The 25225-nt window shown below is 61.5% G+C and carries 30 protein-coding genes; 8 read left to right on the forward strand and 22 right to left on the reverse strand.

Features of this window, described 5'->3' with window-relative positions:
* The 17 genes from K3759_RS09170 to fabD all read right to left on the reverse strand — a co-directional run bounded on the left by K3759_RS09170 (window position 1) and on the right by fabD (window position 13598).
* Window positions 1–423 carry a phage major tail protein, TP901-1 family gene (locus K3759_RS09170; protein WP_259981283.1) on the reverse strand — a complete coding sequence of 141 codons (423 nt, stop codon included), beginning with the start codon at window positions 421–423 and terminating at the stop codon, window positions 1–3.
* Between the two features lie 37 nt (window positions 424–460).
* Window positions 461–871: a DUF3168 domain-containing protein gene (locus tag K3759_RS09175; protein WP_259981284.1), complete on the reverse strand. Its 411-nt coding sequence runs from the start codon at window positions 869–871 to the stop codon at window positions 461–463.
* Window positions 868–1206: a phage head closure protein gene (locus K3759_RS09180; protein ID WP_259981285.1), complete on the reverse strand. Its 339-nt coding sequence runs from the start codon at window positions 1204–1206 to the stop codon at window positions 868–870. The genes K3759_RS09175 and K3759_RS09180 overlap by 4 nt, the downstream gene beginning before the upstream one ends.
* Window positions 1203–1802: a head-tail connector protein gene (locus tag K3759_RS09185; protein WP_259981286.1), complete on the reverse strand. Its 600-nt coding sequence runs from the start codon at window positions 1800–1802 to the stop codon at window positions 1203–1205. The genes K3759_RS09180 and K3759_RS09185 overlap by 4 nt, the downstream gene beginning before the upstream one ends.
* Before the next feature lie 166 nt (window positions 1803–1968).
* A complete protein-coding gene (locus K3759_RS09190) occupies window positions 1969–3153 on the reverse strand; it encodes a phage major capsid protein (RefSeq protein WP_259981287.1) in 1185 nt (394 codons plus the stop codon).
* A 25-nt stretch (window positions 3154–3178) separates the two neighbouring features.
* A complete protein-coding gene (locus tag K3759_RS09195) occupies window positions 3179–3799 on the reverse strand; it encodes an HK97 family phage prohead protease (RefSeq protein ID WP_259981288.1) in 621 nt (206 codons plus the stop codon).
* A 23-nt stretch (window positions 3800–3822) separates the two neighbouring features.
* Complete coding sequence (locus K3759_RS09200; protein WP_259981290.1) at window positions 3823–4047, reverse strand: hypothetical protein; 225 nt, start codon at window positions 4045–4047, stop codon at window positions 3823–3825.
* Complete coding sequence (locus K3759_RS09205) at window positions 4040–5215, reverse strand: phage portal protein (RefSeq protein ID WP_259981291.1); 1176 nt, start codon at window positions 5213–5215, stop codon at window positions 4040–4042. Before K3759_RS09205 ends, K3759_RS09200 begins: the two co-directional genes overlap by 8 nt.
* Window positions 5216–5342: 127 nt before the next feature.
* Entirely contained in the window at window positions 5343–6713 is a 1371-nt protein-coding gene (locus K3759_RS09210) for a DNA-packaging protein (protein ID WP_409202516.1), read from the reverse strand.
* A gap of 475 nt (window positions 6714–7188) precedes the next feature.
* Window positions 7189–8373: an endolytic transglycosylase MltG gene (mltG, locus tag K3759_RS09215; protein WP_259981292.1), complete on the reverse strand. Its 1185-nt coding sequence runs from the start codon at window positions 8371–8373 to the stop codon at window positions 7189–7191.
* Entirely contained in the window at window positions 8374–9633 is a 1260-nt protein-coding gene (gene fabF / locus K3759_RS09220) for a beta-ketoacyl-ACP synthase II (RefSeq protein WP_259981293.1), read from the reverse strand.
* A gap of 155 nt (window positions 9634–9788) precedes the next feature.
* The gene (locus K3759_RS09225; protein ID WP_259981294.1) at window positions 9789–10322 is read right to left on the reverse strand and encodes a GNAT family N-acetyltransferase; all 534 of its coding nucleotides are present in this window, start codon (window positions 10320–10322) and stop codon (window positions 9789–9791) included.
* Between the two features lie 159 nt (window positions 10323–10481).
* On the reverse strand, window positions 10482–10715 hold the full coding sequence (locus K3759_RS09230; protein WP_067261852.1) for an acyl carrier protein: 234 nt from the start codon (window positions 10713–10715) through the stop codon (window positions 10482–10484).
* A 202-nt stretch (window positions 10716–10917) separates the two neighbouring features.
* The gene (gene fabG / locus K3759_RS09235) at window positions 10918–11655 is read right to left on the reverse strand and encodes a 3-oxoacyl-[acyl-carrier-protein] reductase (protein ID WP_243260788.1); all 738 of its coding nucleotides are present in this window, start codon (window positions 11653–11655) and stop codon (window positions 10918–10920) included.
* Between the two features lie 22 nt (window positions 11656–11677).
* The gene (locus K3759_RS09240; RefSeq protein WP_259981296.1) at window positions 11678–12247 is read right to left on the reverse strand and encodes an alpha/beta hydrolase; all 570 of its coding nucleotides are present in this window, start codon (window positions 12245–12247) and stop codon (window positions 11678–11680) included.
* Window positions 12244–12648 carry a hypothetical protein gene (locus tag K3759_RS09245; RefSeq protein ID WP_259981297.1) on the reverse strand — a complete coding sequence of 135 codons (405 nt, stop codon included), beginning with the start codon at window positions 12646–12648 and terminating at the stop codon, window positions 12244–12246. Before K3759_RS09245 ends, K3759_RS09240 begins: the two co-directional genes overlap by 4 nt.
* A gap of 17 nt (window positions 12649–12665) precedes the next feature.
* A complete protein-coding gene (gene fabD / locus K3759_RS09250) occupies window positions 12666–13598 on the reverse strand; it encodes an ACP S-malonyltransferase (protein WP_259981298.1) in 933 nt (310 codons plus the stop codon).
* A gap of 213 nt (window positions 13599–13811) precedes the next feature.
* Here fabD and rpsF point away from each other — a divergent pair, with 213 nt between their 5' ends.
* From rpsF to K3759_RS09280, 6 genes are all read left to right on the forward strand, one after another.
* A complete protein-coding gene (gene rpsF / locus K3759_RS09255) occupies window positions 13812–14165 on the forward strand; it encodes a 30S ribosomal protein S6 (protein WP_067626662.1) in 354 nt (117 codons plus the stop codon).
* Window positions 14166–14193: 28 nt separating this feature from the next.
* Window positions 14194–14421 (forward strand): 30S ribosomal protein S18, encoded by a 228-nt coding sequence (gene rpsR / locus K3759_RS09260; protein WP_005852865.1) that lies wholly within the window; start codon window positions 14194–14196, stop codon window positions 14419–14421.
* An 11-nt stretch (window positions 14422–14432) separates the two neighbouring features.
* Entirely contained in the window at window positions 14433–15050 is a 618-nt protein-coding gene (gene rplI, locus K3759_RS09265) for a 50S ribosomal protein L9 (protein ID WP_259981299.1), read from the forward strand.
* Window positions 15051–15203: 153 nt separating this feature from the next.
* Window positions 15204–15494: a hypothetical protein gene (locus K3759_RS09270; protein ID WP_259981300.1), complete on the forward strand. Its 291-nt coding sequence runs from the start codon at window positions 15204–15206 to the stop codon at window positions 15492–15494.
* Between the two features lie 127 nt (window positions 15495–15621).
* On the forward strand, window positions 15622–16107 hold the full coding sequence (locus K3759_RS09275) for a transglycosylase SLT domain-containing protein (RefSeq protein WP_409202478.1): 486 nt from the start codon (window positions 15622–15624) through the stop codon (window positions 16105–16107).
* A gap of 73 nt (window positions 16108–16180) precedes the next feature.
* Entirely contained in the window at window positions 16181–18139 is a 1959-nt protein-coding gene (locus K3759_RS09280; protein WP_259981302.1) for a bifunctional 2',3'-cyclic-nucleotide 2'-phosphodiesterase/3'-nucleotidase, read from the forward strand.
* A 392-nt stretch (window positions 18140–18531) separates the two neighbouring features.
* Here K3759_RS09280 and tig read toward each other — a convergent pair whose 3' ends face one another.
* From tig to K3759_RS09295, 3 genes are all read right to left on the reverse strand, one after another.
* The gene (gene tig, locus K3759_RS09285; RefSeq protein ID WP_259981304.1) at window positions 18532–19863 is read right to left on the reverse strand and encodes a trigger factor; all 1332 of its coding nucleotides are present in this window, start codon (window positions 19861–19863) and stop codon (window positions 18532–18534) included.
* A 154-nt stretch (window positions 19864–20017) separates the two neighbouring features.
* The gene (locus tag K3759_RS09290) at window positions 20018–20938 is read right to left on the reverse strand and encodes a calcium/sodium antiporter (RefSeq protein ID WP_259981305.1); all 921 of its coding nucleotides are present in this window, start codon (window positions 20936–20938) and stop codon (window positions 20018–20020) included.
* A gap of 126 nt (window positions 20939–21064) precedes the next feature.
* Complete coding sequence (locus K3759_RS09295; protein WP_067261835.1) at window positions 21065–21349, reverse strand: DUF2312 domain-containing protein; 285 nt, start codon at window positions 21347–21349, stop codon at window positions 21065–21067.
* A gap of 108 nt (window positions 21350–21457) precedes the next feature.
* Here K3759_RS09295 and K3759_RS09300 point away from each other — a divergent pair, with 108 nt between their 5' ends.
* Together K3759_RS09300 and K3759_RS09305 are read left to right on the forward strand one after the other, a co-directional pair.
* Window positions 21458–21697, forward strand: coding sequence for a hypothetical protein (locus K3759_RS09300; protein WP_259985610.1), 240 nt, complete (start codon window positions 21458–21460; stop codon window positions 21695–21697).
* A 67-nt stretch (window positions 21698–21764) separates the two neighbouring features.
* Entirely contained in the window at window positions 21765–22187 is a 423-nt protein-coding gene (locus tag K3759_RS09305; RefSeq protein ID WP_259981306.1) for a TIGR01244 family sulfur transferase, read from the forward strand.
* On the opposite strand, the gene K3759_RS09310 is transcribed toward K3759_RS09305, so the two are convergent.
* Together K3759_RS09310 and K3759_RS09315 are read right to left on the reverse strand one after the other, a co-directional pair.
* Complete coding sequence (locus tag K3759_RS09310; RefSeq protein ID WP_259981307.1) at window positions 22184–24934, reverse strand: ATP-binding protein; 2751 nt, start codon at window positions 24932–24934, stop codon at window positions 22184–22186. The two genes, K3759_RS09305 and K3759_RS09310, sit on opposite strands and share 4 nt — an antisense overlap.
* Window positions 24934–25224, reverse strand: coding sequence for a hypothetical protein (locus K3759_RS09315; protein WP_259981308.1), 291 nt, complete (start codon window positions 25222–25224; stop codon window positions 24934–24936). The genes K3759_RS09310 and K3759_RS09315 overlap by 1 nt, the downstream gene beginning before the upstream one ends.
* Window position 25225 lies beyond the last annotated feature (1 nt).

The following is a 25225-nucleotide window of genomic DNA, read 5'->3' on the forward strand; positions in this document are numbered from 1 at the left end:
TCACACCGCCACATCGGGGGTAAAGGTCAGCTCCCCGGCGGATTGGAGGCTCAGTTCAAACGTGGCCTCGCCGTTCAACGACCCGGCATATTCCAAGGCGGAAACCTGAAACGGCCCCTGCACCACCCCAAAGTCCGGGATGATAACCTGAAAATCCGGTGTCAGCCCGTCAAAGAACAACTGCCGCGCCCGCTCATCCGTACCGGCATCACGAAACACGCCAGACCCGCTGATTGCAGCAGAGCGTACGCCCGCACCCACCAGCAACTCCCGCCAACCACCGCTGGAATCGAGCGAGGTCACATCCACCGTTTCCGCGTTGAAACTCACCCGTTTCGCCCGTAGCCCGGCGATCGTTTCAAACTGACCGTCGCTGGTCATGTCCACTTTGACCAAAAGGTCTTTGCCCGCTTGAACTGCCATCTCTATCTCCTCGCAACTATCGTGATTCTATGAAGTCTTATGCGTCCGCGATCCGGGCGCGGAACTGCAGATCCACCTGTCTGCCTGCCGCGCCATCGATCCGCCGCGCGGTGGCTTTCAGAAAGGCCATATCGACCACCCGCCCCCGGCTAAGCCCTGGCGTTGCCCCATGCAGCACATCGCATACCGCCGAGGCGACAGTCTTGGCCGTCGCAAACCCAGGCGCGCTGGTGATCACCGACACGACAAACCGATGCTCTGCTCCCGCCCCCTCTGGGTCCGAGGCATCCTTCGCCGTCTCGCCGCCAAGCAGGACATAGGTCTCGGGCAAGCTGCCCCCCGGCATCGCGTCATAGACCGCGTCACCGATTAGGGCCGAGAGCCACGGATCATCTTGCAAGTGATCATAGATCGCCGCCTGCAAAGCCCCTGAAAGCGCATAGGTCATACCGCCACCTCCTCATCGGCAAAGCAGGTCAGATACCGCCCGCTCGTATCGCTATCGGCCACCGCTCGGATCACGAAAACCCGTGTACCGTCGCGAAACCGCTGTTCCGCCGCTGGCCGTTCGGGCGAGCCTTGTGGCGCTGCGCGAACAGTAATCTTGAAACCAATCCGACTGATTGCCACCCCGCCTTGCAGGACCTCGCGCCCGGTACGCGACTGGACCTCAGCCCAGAGGGTTCCACGCGGTGCCCAGAGCTCGCTATAGCCGCCCGCCCCATCGCTCACCCGCTGGGGCGTTTCCAAGACCAGCCGTCGGTTCAGATGCGGCCGGCTCATGCCACACCGCCAAAGCCGACCCGCACCCGGCGGTAGCGTTCGATCAGGCTGCTGACGCCAAAGGGCATACAGCCTTCACCAAGCGCCGTATCGTCGCGGTATTCGTAGTAATGCGCCGCCAGCAACATCACCGCTTGGGCCAAGTCATCCGGCAGGCCGTCCCAATCCGCGCCCATCCCCGCGTCAAAGCTGATCAGCGCGGCACCGGCACTCGGGATGCGCGGCAAGGCGGCGGTGCTGGAACGCAGGCGCTGCGCCTGCGCATCGCGCTCCAACCAATAGCGTTCGGGATCAACCAGCGTTTCCGTCCCGTCCCGCGCCACCAAAGATACCCGTGCGATCTCTTGCACAGGCGCCACCGGCAAGACCTGAGCCGCCGCGTCGCGCCAAAAGGTCAGTGATAGCGCGAACCGCCGCGTGATCAGAACCTTTCCCGTCCGCGCCTCGACCGCCGCCATTGCCGCACGCAGGAAACTGCGCAGCACGGGGTCTTGAAGACCGTCCTGCCCAAAACCGCTGCCAAGGCGCAGATGCACACTAAGGGCTTCCACCGGCAACACCGCATCGGGAACATTTGTTTCTTCGATCAACATCATCGAACGTCTCCAAAGTTTGGCCCCTCGCCCCTCGGGGCCACTCGCTCAGTCCCGGACGCACACCGGTTGCATTGCTCGGTTGGAGGGGAGCAGCTAGACAACACAACCACGCTGGCGCACGTCCGGACCGGGGCCAAGTTGCCCCGGCCCCGGTTTCGACACCGGCTTACGCCAGGCCGAATTTCATCAGCTTGATCGCCGCAAAATCGCTCACATCGCCGCCGACACGTTTGGTCGCGTAAAACAGCACATGCGGTTTGGCGCTGAACGGATCGCGTAAGATGCGCAGGTCCGGACGCTCGGCGACCGTGTAGCCCGCCGCGAAATCACCGAAAGCGATCGACATGGAATCCGCCGCCGGATCAGGCATGTCCTCGGCCACCAGCACCGGATAGCCCATCAACCGCGCAGGCTCACCCGCCGCCAGCCCGTCCGACCACAAGAACCGCCCATCGGTGTCCTTCAGTTTACGCACCTTTGCCGTGGTCTTGGAATTCATCACGAAGGCCGCATTCTTGCGATAGGCCGCGCCGAGCGCATAAACCAACTCGACAATCGCATCCGCCTCGGGGTTGGCATTGGTGCCACTGGCCACATAGCCCAGATTGCCCCAGGCCCATGCCGCGTCGTCGACAACCGGATGGCTCAAAAAGCCAGTCGGCTTGTCGATCCCGTCGCCGCTGACAAAGGCCGCCGCCTCAGCCCGCGCGAACTTATCGGCAATGCGCCCTGCCAGCCAACCTTCAATGTCAAAGGCGCTGTCATCCAACAGACGCTGGCTCGCCTTCGGCAGCGCGCTCAACTCATGCAATGGCACGGTGATCCGGTCGATCTGCGGCGTATCCGTCTCGGCCTGCGCGCCGGTCTCGGTGGCCCAACCGGCGCCCACATCCGTATGATCCACCAGCACGTCATAAGACGTCGCCTCAACCTGCACGACCGCCGCAATCGCCCGGATCGACGCCCCGGAATTCAGCACCGACTGCACCCGCTCCGAGGTCTGCGGATCGACCAGATAGCCGCCGTCCGAATTCACCGCCGTCGACATCGACTTGCCGTCCAGCTCGAGCCCGCGCAGCGCATCATCGTCGCCGTTGCGCAGATAGGCATCAAAAGCCTTCTTGTGCGGCGCATCGTGGTCAATCGCGCCCCCAAGGGGGCTACGGGCAGGCAGGGTCATCTTGCGATCCATCATGGCAATTCGCTCTTCTGATTGTTGAAGTTTACTGTTCATCTCGGCCCGAAAGCCGTTGAAGTCGCTGACAAAACCACTCACGGCCTGCCGCACTTCCTCCGCCGGGGACAGGTCTGCGCCTGACTTCGTGCTGACGTTTGCATCGCTCTTGCTCATCATATTTCCTCTGTTGTTGTGCACATCACTGATCGGCCCCGCGCTTCATCTCGACCCGCGCCTCTTCAAAAGCCGCCGCCATCTCGCGCAGAACCTCACCGACGGCCCTGAACTCGTCCTTGGCCGCGACCCGTGCGGTGGGCAGCATCGGGAACGTCACCAGCGACACTTCCCAAAGCTCCAATTCCGAGAGCAGCCGCTGGCCCTTAGTGTTCTTGCCCGCCTTCACGGTGCGGTAACCGATGCTCAGCCCGTCGATCGCACCCGCTTCGATCAGCGCCGCCGCCTCCCGGCCCCGCGCCACGCTCGACAGAATGCGCCCCTTGACCCAAAGCCCGCGCTTGTCCTCGCGCACCTCGTCCCAAACGCCGATGGGCTGGGCCGGGTCATGCTGCCAAAGCATCTTGATGCTGCGGCCAGCGGATTTGGCGCGCGCGAGGCAGGCCGCATAGGCCCCCGCCGCAACCACATCGCCACCCTGATCCGCCGCGCCGAACAGGCTCGCATAGCCACTGATCTCGACCCCGCCATCGACGGGCGCCACGTGGCCAAACTTAGCGAATTTATGCTCCAGCCCCGCCGCCCCTGCAGACAAAGCTCCCCCGTTCCCCGGCCAAACACCGGGGTAAATCACCTGATAACCCATTGTATTTCCTCTTGTTCAGCCCGCTACGGCGCCACCACCAGAAAGGATTGGACCGCCTGCGCCAAGATCACCGCCACGACGCCGTAAACCGTCAGCCACAACCGCCGCTCCAGCCGCTCCATCATCTGCTCGATCCGGTCAAACCGCATCTGCATGTTCTCGCGGTGCACCGCGCTGATGGTCTCATGCGCCTGCACCCGCAGCCCTGGCGCACATTCAAACCGCTCAATCTCCCGAGGTTCATGCATGATCCGCCACCACCGGCAGCCCCAACAAGCTGCGCTTTTCCGCGTCGGTCAGGAATTCCGCCGCCGCCACCCGCGCCCATTGCGCGTCCCGCTCGGCAGAAAGCGCTGGCACCTGATCAAGGTCAGGCTTCAAGGTCACCGCCTCGCCCAAATACCCGCTCAGCCAATCCGCCAGCGCCGCCGTCACCCGTGTCGCCAGCGGCAGCACCGTTAGGCGGTAAAACGCCCGATGCGCCTCCTGATAATTCGCGTAAGTCGCATCCCCCTGCACCCCGATCAGCATCGGCGGCACCCCAAAGGCGAGCGCAATTTCACGCGCCGCACTCTCCTTGGTCTTCTGAAACTCCATGTCCGAAGGCGAGAAGCCCATCGGCTTCCAATCCAGCCCACCTTCCAGCAGCATTGGCCGGCCAGCGTTCCGTGCGCCCTGATGGTGGCTCTCCATCTCGCTCACAAGCCGGTCATATTGATCCTCGCTCAGCTTGCCCTGCCCCTCGGCCCCGCGATACACAATCGCCCCCGAGGGCCGCGCCGCATTGTCCAAAAGCGCCTTGGACCAACGGCTCGCCGCGTTATGCACATCCATCGCCATGGCCGCCGCCTGCAGGGGGCTGAACCCGTAGTGGTCGTCCTGCGGGTGAAAGTTGCGGATATGACAAACCGGCGTCACCGCCCCGCTGGCGTCAAAGCGATGCTTGCGCCCGCCCACCGCATATTCATAGGCCACCGGCCATCCATCCGCCCCCGGCACCACGCTCATCCGGTCCGAGCGCAGCACATGTAACTCAATCGGCAAACCACCCTCGCCGCCCACCGCCTCGACATAGCCATCACCGCTGAGAAGCATCTGCCCGTAGAGCGCCTCGAACAACTCGGCCCGGCCCTGCCCCGTATTCGGGCGGCGCATCAGCGACATCAGCGGATGATCGTCATAGCGCCGCGCCGCGTCCTGCACGACCAGCGGCAAGGCCGCCGCCGCCTCGGCAATCAGCTTGACCGAGCGAAACCCAACCGGATTGCCACAGAACCCCGAGCGCGTCAGGCTCACACTGTCCCGCGGGCTCCAGGCCACGCGACCCGAGGTCTGATAGGCCACAACCGGCCCGGTCGCCGAAGCTTTCTGCTCAACCGTCTCAGCCGCGCCGCGCCGTAGAAAATCGAATACCATCTGTCGCTCCTCATTCTGCTCGGCCTTGGCAGCAGCGTGATCCTCTGCTGCCCGGCGTTGACAAACTTTCTCAATAAAATCTTAAAACCCGCGAAACCCACCGTGCGCTGCTGCCTGCAACACCCCCTCAAAGGCTCCGCACCCCCGGGCTGCGCCACTGGGATGCAGGCTCAATCATCAGCTCATGCAGCGCCCAAACCAGCGCATCGACACGGTCCGGGCTGCCCTTGCCCTCATAGCCCCGCGCCGTCATCAGACACATCTGATCCTCCAGCGCGTCCAACTCCGGCAAATGGCTCACCCGCCCCTGCTCATAAAGCGCGGCCACAGGCTCCGCCCGTGCCACCTTGCCCCGCGCTGCATGCACGGTCTTGAGCGAGACCAGCGGATCAACCTGCCTGAGTACCTCGCTCACCAACTGCCCCCCTTGGTTCACCTCGGCCACCAACCGATCCGCCCCATGGCGCGTCATCGCGGCAATCGCCGCCTGCGCCCAACCGTTGGGCGTGGCCCCCTGCACCGTGCAATCGGCCAGCACCACCGCCCGCCAATCCTGCGGCGGCCCTTTGGTCTGCGCGCCCACTACAACGATCCCACATTCATCCGAGCCCGCCCCGCTGGTCGTCGCCGGGTCCAAGCCCACCACGATCCGATCCAACTCCGGCGCCGCGCGCAACCGGCCCGCTTCCAGCAAAGCCGAGGTCCAGAGCGCGCCCTCCGCATCTGCCAGCAACACTCCGTCCAACTCCTGCCGACCGAGCCGCGTGCCGCGGTACCGCGCCCGCACCTCTTCAAGGAAAGACCCCGCCAAGTTCGCCGCATTCGCCTCCGTCGGCGCATGGGTCGTCACCGTGGACGGCGCGGCCAAAAGCGCCTTCAACACATCCACATTGCGCGGCGTCGTGGTGACACAGACCTGAGGCCGCTCCCCCAAGCGCAGCGTAAATTGCAACTGATCCCAAGCCTCCTGCCCGCGTTTCCATTTCGCCAATTCATCCACCCAAGCCGCATCAAACTGCGGCCCGCGCAGCCCTTCGGGATCATGCGCCGTATGCACCGTCGCAATCGCGCCGTTGGGCCAGACCAACCGCTTGCGCGTCGCCTCCCAATCGGGCCGCCGATCCGGCGGGCTACAGGCCAGAATGCCGCTGTCGCCAAAAATCATCACCTCGCGCACCTGCTCAATGGTCTCTCCCACCAGCGCCACACGGCTGCACTCCCCAGGATCAAGCGGACGGCTCCCCTCAACCTTGCTGCGCACCCATTCCGCCCCGGCGCGGGTCTTGCCCGCACCGCGCCCGCCCATGATCACCCATGTCCGCCAATCGCCCTCAGGCGGCAGCTGATGGTCCAGCGCCCAGAACTCGAACAAAAAAGGGAGAGCCAGAAGCTCTCCCTCACCTAGGTCATTCAGAAACTGCGCCTGGGTCTGAACATCGGCGCAGGCGATCCAGCTTGCACCCGATGTCAGCCCGCGCTTTGTCCATGTCGAGGGCATAGCCCCCGCGCGCGATTCCAGCTTGTCGGTTTCGACAGTCATTCAGCGTGTTCTCCGCTTTCAGGCAATGCGCCAGCAAGCCCGCCACTTTGGACGTGGTGCCAGACACCGCAGTTTCCTTGAGTTCCCCCCCGGACCGGGCCTGTTCCGTCAGACCTTCGATTTCCCGACGCAGCGCGCCGATTGCTTCTTGGAGACCGCGCAGAATTTCCGCGCTGTCTTCCGTCTCTTGCTCCGGGGTAATGATCGTCATCGCTTTACCTCTTGTTGGTTATCCCCAACCGAGCAGACACAAAAAAAACGACCACCGGGTCACCCCGGGGCCGTTCGCCCATGTCCTCTAGCGTGTCACAAGTCCTACGTTAGACCGTGCGCAAAGTCAAGAAAAACTGTGTTAACAACACCTTACAGCGCCGTGCGGCAAAGCACCCGCGCTGATAAAAACCCGCTGTCTCCAGCGGGTTTTTTAAATGTCTCAGTTTCCACCCGTTGAGGCATTCCCGGCCGCTTCCGCGCCGCGCTCCGCCTCGATCTGACGCCAGCGCGCCACGTTGCGGTTATGCTCATCCAAGGTCTCAGCAAAAGCGTGCCCCCCGGTGCCATCGGCAACGAAGAAGACGAAATCCGTCTCCGCCGGTTGCGCGGCGGCCATCAGGCTTGCCCGGCCCGGATTGGCAATCGGGGTCGGCGGCAGACCGTCGATCACATAGGTGTTCCACGGCGTCTCTGCCCGCAGCTCCGAGCGGCGCAGCCCACGGCCCAGCACGCCCTTGCCCTCGGTCACGCCATAGATCACCGTCGGGTCCGTTTGCAGGCGCATGCCTTGGTTCAGACGGTTCACGAAGACACTAGCGACTTGCTCCCGCTCCGCCGCGACGCCGGTTTCCTTTTCGATGATCGACGCAAGGATCAGCAATTCCTCTGCCGTCTCAATCGGCAGATCGGGGTCGCGCGCCTCGAAGGCCTGCGCCAGCAAGACCTGCTGCGCTGCCGACATCCGTGCGATAACCTCGGTCCGTTCATCGCCCGGGCGGACCTCATAGCTGTCTGGCGCAAGGCTGCCCTCAGCGGGGACGTCTTCAATTTCACCAGTCAGCTGTTCCACCTGCTTGAGCGCCTCAACCACCTGCCAGCTTGTCACACCCTCTGCCAGCGCCACCCGAAACCGCGTGTCGTTCTTGCTCGAGATCTCGGTATAGGCTTCGGGCGTCTCTTCCTCACCCGGCGTGAACTCCGCGCGCTCAACAAACCGGCTTGTCACCGGGTCCAACTCACGAACCTGCACGCTTACGCGGTTCACGCCCACGCGGTACACAACCTCGGTGCCACAGGTGCTGGCCCCGCCTTGGGTCACGATATCCACGATCCCCTGCATTGACGTGCCGGGCTGCACAAGAAAGCTGCCGGCTTTCAGGCTGCCCGACTTCTCCTCGTAATCCGCGCCCATGCGAAAGAGCGCGGGCGAAGAGACCGCGCCCTGTTCTTCAAGGCTCTGGCTCACCTGTCGCATGTTCGAGCCGCGCTCGACCTGCACACAGATCGCCTGCTCCAACGGCCCTTCGGCGACATAGGTCGTCTTGCCCCAGAGGATGATCCCCCCAAGCAGAAACAGGCCGACCAACAGAAACGTCACGGCGTTAGAAGCGATATGACGCCACATTTAGCGGACTTTCCCGAACAGTACCGATGCGTTGGTGCCGCCAAAGCCGAACGAATTGCTCAACGCCACGTCGATCTTGCGCTCGACCTTTTTGTTCGGTGCCAGATCAATTGGAGTCTCAACCGCTGGGTTATCAAGGTTGATCGTCGGCGGCGCCACCTGATCGCGGATCGCGAGCATGCAGAAGATCGCCTCGATCGCGCCAGCAGCCCCCAAGAGGTGCCCGGTCGCGGATTTGGTCGAGGACATGGTCACTTTGCCCGCCGCATCGCCCATCAGACGCTCGACCGCGCCCAATTCGATGGTATCGGCCATGGTCGAGGTGCCATGCGCGTTGATGTAATCGACATCCTTCGGCTCCAGCCCCGCGTTCTTCAATGCCGCCCGCATAGAGCGTTCGCCACCCTCGCCGTCTTCCGACGGTGCGGTGATGTGATGCGCGTCGCCAGACAGGCCATAGCCCAGCACTTCGGCATAGATCTTGGCACCGCGCGCCCTGGCGTGCTCGTATTCTTCCAAGACCACGATGCCCGCGCCCTCACCCATGACGAAACCGTCACGGTCCACATCATAGGGGCGGCTGGCTTTCTTGGGGTCGTCTCCGCGTTTGGTCGACAGCGCCTTACAGGCGTTAAAGCCCGCCATGCCGATCTCGCAAATCGCCGCCTCTGCGCCGCCTGCAATCATCACATCCGCATCGCCGTATTTAATCAGCCGCGCCGCGTCACCGATGGCATGCGCCCCAGTGGAACAAGCAGTCACGACCGAGTGGTTCGGCCCCTTAAAGCCATAGCGGATCGACACCTGACCCGAGATCAGGTTGATCAGCGCGCCGGGCACAAAGAACGGGCTCACGCGGCGCGGACCCTTTTCGGCCATCATGACAGCAGTATTGGCGATAGAGTTCAATCCACCGATGCCCGAGCCGATCAACACGCCGGTGCGCTCCTGATCTTCTTTCTCGGTCGGCAACCAACCCGAATCCTCAACCGCCTGTTGAGCGGCGGCCATGCCGAACAGGATGAAAGTATCTACCTTCCGCTGCTCTTTCGGCTCCATGTATTTATTGGCGTCAAAGGTGCCATCACTGCCATCGCCCAAAGGCACTTCGCAGGCGTATTGGGTCACCAATTTGCTGGGATCAAAGCCGGTGATCGGTCCGGCTCCGGATTGCCCATCAAGGATCCGTTTCCAGCTTTCTTCCACGCCGTCCGCGAGGGGGGTAACCAAACCCAAACCCGTTACTACAACTCTGCGCATCTTAGTGCCCCTTGCCGATAATCTCTCGGCGAACCTCTTACCCTGCAAAAGCCTGTAGGCACAAGCATATCGGCGGGGGGCCGCAAGCATAGCACAAAAACGCCGATCTTCGAAATCGGGTGGCTATCACACGTGGTGAGGGCCTTACGGTACCGTTAGACCGGCGGGCCGCGCCGGGTCAGCAGATGCACCGGGCCACCCGCTGTCTTTGCCTCCCGCAGCGGCTGATACCCAAGCGCGCCCGCGATCCGCAACGCCGCCTCATTGCCCTCCGAAATCATGCAAACCGTGCGCCCGGTGATCACCCGATCAAACCATTCATGCGCCGCGCGTGCGGCCTCAAACCCCAAACGCTGGTCCTGCGCCTGAGGCGCCAAGACCAGCCGCGCTTCGGGGTAAGTATCGAAATCCTCACCGAAATTCCGTGAGCCAAAGACGAAACCCGTCTGCCCCAGCATCTCTCTTTGCCGGTGAAGCTGCACCGCCCATTGCCCGAATCCCGTGATTTGCCAATGCCCAGCATTGCGCAGGAAAGCATCCCACGACTGCCCCTTCGCCCGGGGCCGATCAAGTATCCGATCCGCTACATCCGGCATCGCCCAGATCTCAGCATAGCGCTCAAAATCCTCGGCCCGCATGGCGCGCAGGGTCAGTCTGGCTGTGTTGATGGTCGGAATCGTTCGGGACATGGGGTGAATTGCCTTCACGCTTGAAACTTCTTGGCGAAGACATGCGGCTTCGGCACCAAAGGGACAAGCCCGCCCCGCTGCGACAAATAAAAACGGCGTCATTCCGCTAGGAACAACGCCGTTTTAAAATCTCAATTCCGCCGGTCGCCCGGCAAAGCCTTAGGAGGCTTCTTTGATGAACTTAACCGCATCGCCAACGGTCTGGATGTTCTCAGCGGCGTCATCGGGGATCTCGATGCCGAACTCTTCTTCGAACGCCATCACCAGTTCCACGGTGTCAAGGCTGTCAGCGCCAAGATCGTCGATGAACGACGCATTCTCAGTCACTTTATCCTCTTCCACGCTCAGGTGTTCTACAACGATCTTTTTCACGCGGTCTGCGACGTCGCTCATAATAAGTCCTCATGTCTTCGGGCCATTCAGGCCCCTTTTGGTTTCCGCCCGCCGATGATCAGCGTTTGGAGGATGCCCCAAAAGGGGCGGCTATTTTCCTTGTTCGCACAAGGCGGAGGGGGCAATCAAGCACCCTTCGTTTCGATTCTGCGCCCCCTTTAGCACATGCCGCAGGCTTGGCAAACGCTATTGCGGCGCAGGGTCACAACATGGCCATACCGCCGTTCACATGCAAGGTGGTCCCTGTCACATAAGCAGCCTCGGCACTAGAAAGATAGACCACAGCGGCGGCAATCTCATCCGGGTCACCCATGCGGCCTGCCGGAATTTGCCCCATGATTCCAGACTTTTGCTCGTCCGTCAGCTTGTCGGTCATGGCGGTGGTGATAAAGCCCGGCGCCACGGCATTCACAGTGATCCCACGACTTGCCACCTCATAGGCCAGCGACTTAGACATGCCCACGACACCCGCTTTGGAGGCCGCATAGTTTGCTTGACCGGGGTTGCCCGTCGCGCCCACCACGCTGGAGATATTGATGATCCGGCCCCAACGGGCCTTCATCATCCCGCGCATGACCCCTTTGCACAGCTTAAACGTCGCGGTCAGGTTCACGTTGAGCACAGAGTTCCACTCATCATCCGACATGCGCATGAACAGGTTGTCGCGGGTGATGCCTGCGTTGTTCACCAGAATATCGACCGAGCCCATCGCCTCAGCCGCCTGTTTCGGCAACGCATCGACGGCTTCCATGTCGCTCAGGTTACAAGGCAGCACATGCGCCCGCTCGCCCAATTCGGCCTTCAGCGCTTGCAAAGGCTCGGTCCGCGTGCCCGACAGCCCGACGGTGGCGCCTTGGGCATGCAATTTGCGGGCGATATCCGCGCCAATGCCGCCCGAAGCGCCAGTGATCAGGGCATTCTTTCCTGTAAGATCGAACATGTCTCTTCCTTTATTCTATCAGTCAGGGCCGCGTCAGCAGCCCGTAGCGGCGGATTTCATCCGCTGTCATCTTGTGTATCCCGTCAGATGGCGCTGCCTGCAAGGTAAACCAGTAAAAGGCGTCATTGCCCAGCATCTCGGCCACGTAGCGCCGTGTCATCTGATGTTTGGGCGATTGCCGCGGAAAGCTGCTGCCCTCGCGGTAGCCATTGCGCCAGCTATGCACCCGCAGCGCCGCCCCCGGCGCCATGCGCCGTTTGGCTCCGGCGATGAAGAGCTCCACACCGCCAGAATCAACCACACTGCCCGACCGCAGCTCGGTCGCCAGCCCCAATCTGCGAATCTGTCGCCCCATCCGGTGCGTCGCCGCCGCATCAATAGAGCCGTCGATCTGCCCCAGAACCACCGTATCAATCCGCGGATTCTCGGCCAGATGGCGCGCGAAAGTGGCAGGTGTTCGGCTGGTGATCGTGCCGGACATCAACAGATACGGCCCCTGAACCTGCATCCGCGTGCCATCGCTGGCATTCTCAAGGGTGCCACAGGCCACAACTGAGAGCAGCAGCGCAAAGACGGCAATCAGCCGCCTCATGCCTCACGCCCCAGCGGAGTCCGCTCGCCCAAGATATAGCGCAACACGTCCACCACATCGAAGGCCAGCGAGATCAACAAGGTGACCAAGATCACCCGAATGATCCAACGCGCGACGATCGGCATGGCATCCTTGGCCTGCTTGCGGAACAGATATACCGCCAGCGGCCCCCAGATCAGCAAATGCGGCAGGCCGAGCAGTTTGACGTATCCCATCTGGCGGAACATGCCGTAGACCGCAGCACCCGTCAGGATACTCGCCAAAACGGCAATCACCCCGACCCTGCGGCTTTGGGGCCAGATTAGCAGAGCCAGCGGCAGCACGGCCACGGCAAAGACCAGCCAATTGAACCACCAGATCAGCCAATCCGGCAGCAGCGTCAGGGTTTCTTGCATCGTCATCTCGGCCCTCCGGGTCGTTACGCTTCTTTCGCGGCTTTGACCTCATCCGGCGTGCCGATGCTGCGGGTGGCGAGGGACTTTTCGATCCGGCGGATCATGCCCGAGAGCGCCTTGCCCGCGCCGATCTCCCAGGCCTCGGTGACACCCTGCGCGGCCATCCACTCAACCGAAGACCGCCAGCGCACCCGGCCTGTCACCTGCTCTACCAACAACTCGCGAATCTTCGCGGCATCGGTGACCGCCTCGGCGGTGACATTCGCCACCAGCGGCACAGCTGGATCATTGAATGTGACCTCCCCCAAAGCGCGCGCCATCTCCTCAGCGGCAGGCCCCATCAGCGGGCAATGGAAAGGCGCAGAGACCGGAAGCAACAACGCGCGCTTCGCGCCTGCGTCCTTGGCCATCGCCACAGCCCGTTCCACAGCGGCCTTATGGCCGGACAGCACGTTCTGGCTCGGGTCGTTTTCATTGGCGACCTGACAGACCTCGCCCTCAGCAGCGGCTTCGGCCAGTTTCTCGGTCTCTTCTATACCAAGCCCAAGGATAGCGGCCATCGCCCCCTCGCCCACCGGCACCGCGGCCTGCATGGCCTTGCCACGGATGCGCAGCAGCCGGGCGGTAGCGGAAAGCGACAGCGCCCCGGCGGCACAAAGTGCGGAATATTCGCCAAGGCTGTGACCTGCCACAAACGCGGCCCTGTCCACCCCGATGCCCTCGACCTTCAGCGCGGCCATCGCGGCCATCGAAGTGGCCATCAGCGCAGGCTGCGCATTCTGGGTGAGCGTCAATGTCTCGATGTCCCCCTCCCAGATCATCTCCGACAGCTTTTCACCCAAGGCGTCATCAACCTCTTGGAAAACGGCGCGCGCCTGGGGGTAGGCCTCGGCCAGATCGCGGCCCATGCCGATGGTCTGGGCACCCTGGCCCGGGAAAACGAATGCAATGCTCATCAAGGTGGCCTCTCTTATGCGTTTTGCCTGATGTATCCTCTGAGCCTGCGCCGAACAAGCCTTGCTGCGGGTGCTTGGGGCTTGCCGCGGGACACAAACCGTGTATACGGACGCTTCCTTGCAAAGCATATGAACCGCGCAGACTCTCGTGGTGGGGCCGCAAGGATGAATGCCCCGCCTATGAAATGCGCCTTGATATAAATAGGAGTGCACATGCCGCTTTATGAGCATGTTATGATTGCGCGTCAGGACCTGTCCAACACGCAAGCAGAAGGCCTCATCGAACACTTTGGCACCGTTCTCGCGGACAACGACGGCAAGCTCGTCGACAGCGAGTACTGGGGCGTCAAAACGATGGCCTACAAGATCAACAAAAACCGCAAGGGCCACTATGCCTTCCTGCGTTCGGACGCACCTGCGACCGCCGTGCAGGAAATGGAGCGCCTGATGCGCCTGCATGACGACGTGATGCGCGTTCTGACCATCAAAGTTGATGAGCACAAAGAACTGCCGTCCGTACAGATGCAAAAGCGTGACGAGCGTTCCGAACGCCGCGAACGCCGTTGATCAACGCTTGAAAAAAAGGACTTAAATCATGGCCGCAAAACCATTTTTCCGTCGTCGTAAAGTGTGCCCCTTCTCGGGCGACAACGCACCTGCGATCGACTACAAGGACACACGTCTGCTGCAACGCTACATCTCTGAGCGTGGCAAGATCGTTCCTTCCCGTATCACCGCCGTATCGGCCAAGAAACAACGCGAGTTGGCCCGTGCCATCAAACGCGCTCGTTTCCTCGCCCTGCTGCCCTACGCCGTTAAGTAAGGAGAGAGCACATGCAAGTTATCCTTCTGGAACGTGTGGCCAAACTGGGCCAGATGGGCGAAGTCGTCGACGTAAAGTCGGGCTACGCTCGCAACTACCTGCTGCCGCAGGGCAAGGCGCTGTCGGCCTCCAAGGCCAACGTCGAAGCATTCGAAGGTCAGAAAGCCCAGCTTGAGGCGCAAAACCTCGAGACCAAAAAAGAAGCCGAGAAGATGGCCGAAAAGCTGAACGGTCAGCAATTCGTCGTGATTCGCTCCGCTTCCGACGCTGGTGCGCTCTATGGCTCCGTCACCACCCGTGACGCCGCCGAAGCCGCCACCGCCGAAGGTTTCTCGGTTGACCGCAAGCAGGTCGTGCTGATGAACCCGATCAAAGAGCTGGGCGTGCACGAAGTGCAGGTTATCCTGCACCCCGAAGTCAACGCCACCATCGAGCTGAACGTCGCCCGTTCGCCCGAAGAGGCCGAGCTTCAGGCATCCGGCAAATCGATCCAGGAACTGGCCGCCGAAGAGGAAGCCGCTGCTGAATTCGAAATTTCCGAACTGTTCGACGACATCGGCTCTGCCGCTGGCGACGATGATATGGCAGAAGTGGTGAAAACCCCTGAGGACGAAGCAAACGACAGCTAAGCTGTTCTGCCTTCGATCAAAGACTTAACGCCGCGTGGACCTTCCACGCGGCGTTTTGCGTTGCTATCCCATTTTACACGCCCAGTCCGCAAAAACCCTGCAAAAACAGCCGTTTTATGCTATCATACCCCCATTCAGCATGGAGGATGACACATGCGATACATCACCATCACCACTTGGGAGATCGCCGACGGGGCGGATTATGACGTAGCCCTGCGCGCAATTGAGGATAAACGCCTGCCCGCACTCAAAGGGTTTGGCGCGAGCCGCATCACCGTCGTGCGCACCTCTGAGCGCACCAGTGCCGCAATCACCGAATGGCCCGACAAGGCCACACGCGACGCTGCAGAGCTCAAGATTGACGAGGTCCGACGTTCGGTAAAGCGCGAAGATCAGACCCGCATGACGGGCGAAATGAAAGGCGAAATCGTCGCCGACGTCTAAGCGTGGCGGAAAGCCGCGCTTTGCGCCCCAACCGCTGGGCAAGGGGCCGCGTATGTTTTGCCAACACTCTTGCCCGCTAGGCCCCTTGGGGTGATCTTCGCGCCGATATAACAAGCCTCGGTGCATCATGCCTCAGACAACACGCCGCATGTTTCTCTCTTTCATCGCCGCCACCGCTCTCACCGCTTGCAATGCAGCACCTATGGAAGAGCCGACACCCCCGCAGCGCTCGGCCCTGCCCCTCCACCCGAATGAGACGCCTGAACTGCGGCGCAAGATCAACCACTGGGCAGATTTCTATGACCTGCCGCGCCCTCTGGTTCATCGTCTGGCCATCCGCGAAAGCACCCACAATCCCCGCGCCCGCAACGGCCCCTACTATGGCCTGATGCAAATTCTGCCTGCCACCGCCCGCTCCATGGGGTTCCAAGGCAGCCCGTCTGAGCTTTTGGACGCCGACACCAATCTGAAATACGCACTGAAATACCTTCGCGGCGCTTGGCTTTTGTCCGACGGAGACCACGGCACCGCCATCAAATGGTATGCGCGTGGCTATTATTACGAAGCCAAGAAACGCGGTATGCTAGTGGAAACCGGCCTGCGCGACGGGTGATTAATTTTCGGGCTTGCAACGGCCTCTCCCTTCGCCGCAGGTAAGAGCTAACCACGAAAAAAGGAACGCCCGCATGACACTCCGCCTCAACCGCCGTCACTTTCTAGCTGGTTCTGCCGGGCTGCTGGCCCTCCATCCCTTCTCCCTGCGCGCGGGAGCAAATCAAGCGCATTTGCGGCTGATGGAGACAACAGACCTGCACGTGCATGTCTTTCCTTACGACTATTACGCCGACAAAGAAGTCGACACCGTTGGCCTTGCCCGCACCGCCAGCATCGTCAAATCTATCCGCGCAGAGGCGACAAACACCCTGATGCTCGACAACGGGGATTTCCTGCAAGGTAACCCGATGGGCGATTACATCGCCTATGAGCGCGGCATGAAAGAGGGTGACATGCACCCCGTGATCCAAGCGATGAACACGCTAGGCTTTGATGCTTCCACCTTGGGCAATCACGAATTCAACTATGGGCTCGATTTCCTGATGAAATCCCTCGCGGGTGCGGATTTCCCGGTGGTAAGCGCTAATGTCGTTAAGAAAGTGGGTGCCAAGCCCAGTGACGATGAAACGCTGGTAAAACCCTATGTGCTTCTCGACCGCAAACTGATCGACGGCGCGGGTGAGCAACATGACATCAAGATCGGCATCATCGGCTTTGTCCCACCGCAGATCATGAACTGGGACCGTCGCCATCTCGAAGGCAAGGTGCAGGCGCGCGACATCCTTGAGGCCGCCCGCGCCTGGGTGCCGCAGATGAAAGAGGCCGGGGCCGACATCATTATCGCGCTGTCGCACTCCGGCATTGGGGCGGCCAAAGAAGAAGACATGATGGAGAACGCCTCGGTCCCGCTGGCCGCGGTTGAAGGGATCGACGCGATCATGACCGGCCACAGCCACCTCGTCTTCCCCTCAGGCACCTATGCCGATTATCCGGGCGTGGACGTGAGCAAAGGCACGATCCACGGCAAGCCCGCCACCATGGGCGGGTTCTGGGGCAGCCACCTAGGTCTTATCGACCTGATGCTAGAGCGTGACGGCGGCAACTGGCGCATTGCCAGCCACAGCGCCGAGGCCCGCGCCATCTCGCAACGCAACGAGGACCGTTCGGTCATGGCACTGGTCGAGAGCGATCCTGAAATCCTCGCCTCCGTTCAACAAGAGCATGACGAAACCCTCGCCTATGTGCGGCGCGCCGTGGGCAAGACCGACGCCAACCTGCACAGCTATTTTGCGCTGGTGGCCGATGACCCTTCGGTGCAGATCGTCTCAAATGCGCAGACGTGGTATATTGAACAAATGCTCAAGGGGACCGCGCATGAGGGTCTGCCGATCCTGTCAGCCGCCGCGCCTTTCAAGGCCGGGGGGCGGGGTGGACCGGAGTATTACACCGATGTGCCCAAAGGCGATGTGGCGATCAAAAATGTCGCCGACCTCTACCTCTATCCGAACACCGCCCGCGCCGTGCGGGTGACTGGGGCACAGGTAAAAGACTGGCTGGAGCGGTCTGCCGGCATGTTCAACCAAATTACACCCGGACAACAAGACCAACCCCTGCTCAGCGACAGTTTCCCCAGCTACAACTTCGACGTGATTGACGGGGTGACCTATCAGATCGACCTCAGCCAGCCCTCCAAGTTCGGCCCCAAGGGCGAGGTGATGAACGCGGAAGCCAACCGGATCGTTGACCTAAAGTTCGACGGCCAACCCATTAATCCCAAAGCCGAGTTCATCATTGCCACCAACAACTACCGCGCCAGCGGCGGCGGCGAATTCCCCGGCGCTTCGGGTGACACCACCGTTTTTGAAGGCCCCGACACCAACCGTGATGTGATCGTGCGCTACATCGTTGAAAAAGGCACCATCAGCCCCCGCGCAGACGCCAACTGGCGCTTTTCGCCGATGGAGGGCACCAGCGTTTTGTTCGAGACGGGGCCGAAAGCCGCCGACTACGTGGATGAGGTGACAGGCGTGGAGATGGAACAGGTGGGCGATACAGAAGACGGTTTCGCCCAGTTCCGGATTACGTTGTAAGCTGAACGAAGCATTGCCCTGGCGGCGGTTGTCCAAAGCGTGCCGCCTCTCTCCGCCGCCAGTGTCGTATCGACTCTGCCAAAGAGGGCGCCGCCCTCCCTAGGGGGCGTCCCAACAACAGCAGCCTCCGTTAGCGCCCCATCGCGCGCGAATGTTCCGGTTTGCCGAGACAATGCCCGGGATGCCCCCCTGGCGGGACATAAGTAATCAGCCAATGACATTCACGCTAAGGTTTGGTGATCCCTTAGGCTCATCCAGTGAGAGCGACGAAGGTTGCTAGCGCGCGCGGTGCCCGCTTCCCCACCGCGGGCCGCATTCCAACTGCCGTCCCAAAACGAAACAGGGGCAACGGTTGCCCGTCGCCCCTACTTCGCAATTCGATCCGGTAAGACTTATTCGTCTTCAAGTTCCTCAACGGCTTTCTGAAGCTCTTCCTTCGAGATCTCTTTCTCGGTCACTTTGGCTTGCTCAACAACGTGGTCGACAACCTTATCTTCAAAGATCGGCGCGCGCATCTGCTGCTGCATCTGCTGGTTTTGCTGAACGAATTCAAAGAACTGACGCTCTTGACCCGGGTACTGACGCGCCTGGTTCATGATCGCTTGGGTCATCTCGGCGTCAGTCACCTGAATCTCGGCCTTCTGACCCAACTCAGCCAACAACAGGCCCAAACGCACACGACGCTCCGCCAGTGTTTTATGCTCATCTGTCGGCTCAACTTCGGGGTGATCGTGGCCCTGAACGTCAGGGTTTTCCTCATGCCACAGCTGATGCGCGATCTGCTTAGCTTCGGCGTCAACCAGCGACGGCGGCAGGTCAAAGCTCACCTCTTTGTCCAGCGCATCCAAAAGGTTGCGCTTCATCACAGCGCGCGAGGCACCGGCATATTCAGCTTCCAGACGCTCAGCAATCTGACCTTTCAGCGCTTCGAGATCTTCGGCGCCGAATTTCTTGGCCATCTCGTCGTTCACTTCAGCGGCGACGGGCTCTTTCACTTCCTTGACCGTGCAAGCGAATGTCGCTTCTTTACCGGCCAGATGCTCAGCCTGATACTCTTCGGGGAAGTTCACGACGACAGATTTCTCTTCGCCTTCCTTCACACCAACCAGCTGCTCTTCGAAGCCGGGGATGAAGGAGTTGGAACCCAGAACCAGAGGATAGTCTTCTGCCGCGCCGCCTTCAAATTCTTCACCGTCGACGGAGCCCTTGAAGTCGATCACAACCTGATCGCCGTCCTTGGCTTTGGAGCCTTTCTTGCGCGCTTTGAAGTCCTGCGCGGTCTCAGCGAGGTTGTTAAGGGCCTCTTCAACGGCGGCGTCATCGGCCTTCACAACCATCTTTTCCAGCTCGATCTTGCTCAGATCGACTTCAGGAATTTCCGGCAGCTTTTCGTAAGCCATGGAAACTTCGACGTCATCGCCTTCTTTCCAGTCATCGTTGGTCATTTTGACTTCGGGCTGCATCGCGGGGCGATCGCCGGATTTTTCAAAATGCTCTGCCATGGCACCGTCGATGCTTTCCTGCATCGCTTCGCCCATGATCCGCTGGCCGAACTGCTTTTTCAGCAGCGCCATCGGAACCTTGCCCTTGCGGAAGCCCTTCATTTCGACTTCGGGCTGCGCTTCGGCCAGCTTTTCGTTGACCTTGGCTTCCAGTTCGGCGGCGGTCACGGTGATGTTGTAACCGCGTTTCAGACCTTCGTTCAGCGTCTCGTTGACCTGCATGTGTGCTCCATAGGGTAAGGCCGCGCAGCCGGGGCGCGGGCGAAAATTTGTGTCCTTCTATGGGTGTTGATCCGCCTGCGCAAGGGGGTCCGCGGCCATCGCGCCACATCCGCAGAAATCGGCCCCACCCCCCGTTCAACGCCTGCCGACAGCCTTAGATTAAAAGCACACCGATGTAGCCCGCATAGGCCAAGGCAAAGACCGCGCCCTGCCCGCGCGTCACACGCCCGCCAAACGCGGCGCAGCCAATCAAAGCCAGCGTGGCCGCGAGCATGACCCAGATGTCGAGCGTGGCAATCTGCGCAGCCACACCGACCGGCTGAATCACCGCCGTAATCCCAAGCACACCAAGAATGTTAAAGATATTGGAGCCGACCACATTGCCCAGAGCCACATCGCTCTGCCCGCGGCGTGCCGCGATGACCGAGGTTACAAGTTCCGGCATGGAGGTGCCCACGGCCACGATGGTCAAGCCAATGACCGCCTCAGAGAGCCCTACGGCCTGCGCCAACGCCACCGCCCCGGTCACCAGAAACCGCGCCGAAAGGATCGTCAGCACCAGCCCCCCCAAAAGCCAAAGCAGCGACAGCCCCATCGGTGCCTGATCCGGCAGGGGCTCGATGGTCTGCAGGCTGCTGCGATCACTCCGGAAGGTGTAAATCAAATACCCCGCGAGCCCGACGATACAGATTAACCCGGCCACACGGTCAACGCGCCCCAAAAGCACCGCCCCCAAACAAAGCACGCTCGCCGCCAGCATGACGGATCCATCGCGGGCAAAACTGCCCCGATTAATCGCAAAGGGCGCGATCAGCGCGGCAATGCCTAGAATCAGCAGGATATTCGCGATGTTCGACCCGACGACGTTGCCAAGCGCGATGTCCGGCGCACCCAGCATCGCGGCTTGGACCGAAGTCACCAGTTCAGGGGTTGAGGTGCCAAAGCCCACGATTGTCAAACCGATAACCAGCGGCGACAGCCCAACCCTTTGTGCCAGTGCCACGGCACCGCGCACCAAATACTCCCCACCGAGCACGAGACCCAGCAAGCCGCCAAGGACAAACAAAATGTTCACGAGAAAATCTCACCGGTCTCACACCATCGGGCGTCGCGGAGACCGCGCAGACGCCCGATGCAAATGGGCATGGCCCGGAGGCGTTCAAGGCCGCGGGGAAAATTCAGTTCCGCTGCGGCCCGGCGCTCACATGCCCAAAGCTTCTTTGTACATTTCCATTACCGCTTCTTCTTCGGCGATGTCGTCCTTGTCGCGCTTGCGCAGGGCAATCACTTTACGAAGCACCTTGGTGTCGTAACCGCGCGATTTCGCTTCGGCCATGACCTCTTTTTGCTGTTCAGCGAGGTCTTTCTTCTCTGCGTCCAAACGCTCGATCCGCTCCACAAACTGGCGCAGCTCATTGGCTGTCACGCGGTAAGTGGCATCGCCTTGGGATTCGACGACGTCGGGGTTGGTGCTGGTATCGCTCATGGGAAGTCCTCACGGAATGGCTGGCTCTGGCGGGTTTGACTACAGGCTGGATGCCCAGCCCGCAAGCGGGACTTGCCCCCCTTGGCGGTTTGGCGTAGCTCTGCCGCCATGGAAAGCGCAAACACATCTATTTTCGATCTCATGGTCTGGGGCGGCGCGGGTCTGTCCCTTCTGGGATTGCTAGGTCTTGGCCTGTGTATCATCAAGGTCAGCCGTGCCAAACGCGCCCAGCTTGGCGATGAGGCGATGCGCGTGGTGCTGCGCAAAGTGGTGCCGCTAAACATGGGCGCGCTGTTTTTGTCGGTCATCGGGCTGATGCTGGTAATTCTCGGGATTTCTCTGGGCTGATCGGCGGGCTGCTGCGGCAGGTTGCAGCGGTGCTGGACAGGGCCGTTGCATCTGCTTAAATCGACCTATGGATATTCGCCAAATCACCCCCCGCTATTTCGTCGCCCCGCAGATTCAGCCCGGTGACATGGAAAGCCTGCGCGCCCAAGGCATCACCCGCATTCTGTGCAACCGCCCCGATGCGGAAGTGCCGCCCAGCCACCAAGCCGCCGCCATGCGCGAAGCGGCTGAGGCGGCAGGCATCGCCTTTGCCGAACAGCCCCTGACCCATCAGACCATGACCCCCGATGTCATTGCCAACAACCGCGCCCTTGGCGTCGATACGAACGATACCGTGCTGGCCTATTGCGCCTCCGGCACCCGTTCGACCATCGCTTGGGCCTTGGGCCAAGCTGGTGAGATGGACAGTGACGCGATCATCGAAGCGGCGCGTCAGGGGGGCTATGACCTTGAAAACATGCGCCCTATGCTGGGGCAGAGCTACAGCTAAGGCTGCGTATCGGCCCCGACCACGGGGCCGACCGCTGGGCCGGTGTCTTTTGCAGGCGGTGCCAGAACGCTCTGCGGCAATTGCACCCGGAACGCCGTGCCGGGCACATTCCGCAAAAAGCTGATCTCGCCGCCTAAGCGACACATGATCTCGCGACAGATTGCAAGGCCAAGCCCCGCGCCATCGCCCTCCCTCGTGATGCGCGAAAATTTCTCGAAAATCAGTGCCTCTGATCCTGCGTCGATCCCATGGCCGTTGTCGACAAAATCGATCACCAGCCCCTGCGCCGTGACCTGTGCCGAGATCACCAGTTGCGGGGTCTCAGCTGCGCAGTATTTGCGGGCGTTGGTGACGAGGTTGATAAAGACCTGCACCAGCCGGTCGAGGTCACTCGTCAAAGTGATATTTTCTGCCTGAGCATCGCGCAGCACCACAAGCGGGCGCGTGGCCCCGGCCTGCGCCGTGGTCACCGCCAGATCGAGCAGGTCGCGCAGGTTGCCCTCCCGCTGGTTCAGCGTCACCTGCCCGTTCTCCAGCACCGACAGATCCAGCAGATCGTCCAACAGCCGCGTCAGGCGGATCGTCTCGCTGTGGATGATCGTGGCGTAGCGATTCTTATCCGCGTCCGTGAGGCCCGGCGCGTCGCGTAGAATTTCCGAAAACGACCGGATCGAGGTCATCGGCGTGCGCAACTCATGGCTAATCTGGCTCAGAAAACTGTCCTTTTGCAGCGACAATTGCGTGAGCTTCTCATTCGCCGCGCGCAGCTGCGCCGCCGTTTCTGTCAACTCCCGCGATTTGGTTTCAAGCTGGCTGGAATACTCCAACATCTGCGCGGATTCGTCGGCCACGGCAAGCAGGTCTTGCACCGAGACCGACGCCCCGCCCACGATCTGTGCCACCATCGCATGTGCCGTGGCCGCACCGACGGAGGCCGCCAGTTCCCGCTCCAACGCCTGCACAAACCGCGGCGTGGGTTCCGGCAGGCGTTGCCCATGCCCTTGCCGCTCGGCCTCGCGGGTGAAAAACGCCTGCGCCTCTGTCGCGCCCAAGATCCGCTGCGCCATAATCATCAGGTCTTCGCTGCCCGCGACGGAGGCCGTCCACCCCCGCGCCGGGCCGGAATGGTCAAAGACATTTACGAATTGCGCCCCCTGAAGCCGCTCCAGCGGCGCAGGGAAGCTGAAAAGCGAGACGACCACGAAAACCAGCGTATTGAGCGCAAGGCTCCAGACCACCGCATGCACCGTTGGGTCGATCCCTGCGATACCAAAAAGCGCCTCGGGGCGCAGCCAATCGAGCCCCCAAAGCCCTTGCTCCAAAGTCGCACTCGACAGGGCCACATCCGCGCCGAAACTGGGCAGCAGCATGGTAAATACCCACAGCACAAAGCCCGTCCCCAGCCCACAAAGCGCCCCTGCCCGCGTGGCCCCGCGCCACAGGACGCCGCCCAGCATCGCCGGCAAAAACTGCGCCACCCCGCCAAAAGAGATCGTGCCAATCGCCGCCAACGCCCCGCTGCCGCCCGAGGCGCGGTAGTAGAGGTAGCCCAAGCCGACCACGCAAAAGATCGACAGCCGCCGCGCTAGGATCACGATATTGCGCACGTCACCCGACTGCGTCGCCCCATCGCGCCGAAACGCCAGCCAGATCGGCATGACGATATGGTTGCTGACCATCGTCGAGAGCGCCAGCGTGGCGACGATCACCATCGAGGTGGCTGACGAAAAACCGCCCAAGAAAGACAGCATCGCCAGCCCGTTCTGCCCCTGGCTAAGCGGCAGGCTCAGCACAAACAGATCGGGGTTCGAGCCTTCGGGCATCAGATCAAGCCCCACGACCGCGATCGGCACGACGAAAAGGCTCATCAGCATGAGGTACAGCGGAAAGGCCCAACTCGCGATCTGCAATTGCCGCTCGTCGTCATTCTCGACGACCATCACCTGAAACATGCGCGGCAGGCATAAAAGCGCGGCCCCCGAAAGGACCGTCAACGCGGCCCAGCGGCTGCCCTGGACCTCCCATTGGCCGATGTCGGACGCATCAATCTTCGCGAGCGTCTCGCTCAGACCTCCGGCAAGCCCCCAGATGACGTAGATACCGACCGCTACCAGCGCCAGCAGTTTCACCACGGCCTCGACGGCGATGGCGATGACAACGCCGTGGTGCCGCTCGTTCACGTTCAGGTTCCGCGTGCCGAAAAGCACCGTGAACAGCGTCAGCCCCGCCGCCACCCAAAGGGCAGCCTGCCCGCGATTGATCACATCGTCTCCGGCCTCAGCCAGCGGCGCATTGGGGGCGGCGAAAATCGACAGCGACAGAATAACCGATTGTAATTGCAACGCGATATAGGGTGTCACGCCAATCACGGCCATGATCGTCACCACGATCGCTAGCGTGTTCGATTTGCCGTAGCGCGACGAAATCAGGTCAGCGATTGAGGTCACGCGGTGGCTCCGCCCGATCCGCACAAGGCGGCGCAGCCCCCACCACCAGCCGATCATCACCAGCGAGGGGCCAAGGTAGATGGTCACATACTCCAACCCCGAACGCGCGGCATAGCCCACAGCGCCGTAGAAGGTCCAAGCCGTGCAATAGATCGACAGCGACAGCGTGTAGACCAATGGGGAGCGTAACAGCCAACCGCCCCGCCCCCTCAGCGCCGCGCGTTCTGCGGCGAAGGCCACGATGAACAGCCCCGCAACATACATCAGGCAGACCACGACCAATTGATTGAGCGATACCATCAGCGCGGCCCGTCCGCCTGATCAGCACCCTCGCCCGATGCCACATCCCGCGTCCGCCGCCAAAGTGCCCATGTCGCCAAGATCAGCAACGCCCAAACCCCAAAGAGATAGCGTAGCGCCACGCTCATCGCGATTGTCGGCTCAGTGGGTTCAGGGGTGGCGTCAGGCACAGGCCAGAGCAGCGGCACCATCCACAGCATCAGCCCCAGAAACGGCAGCAGCCGCACCGCATCCATCATGCGCCGCCGACGGTAGCCGCGTTTTTCCAGAAAGATCGGAGGACGGGGCATG

Origin of the sequence: Sulfitobacter sp. W027 (genome assembly GCF_025143985.1) — a bacterium.
Taxonomy (GTDB): domain Bacteria; phylum Pseudomonadota; class Alphaproteobacteria; order Rhodobacterales; family Rhodobacteraceae; genus Sulfitobacter.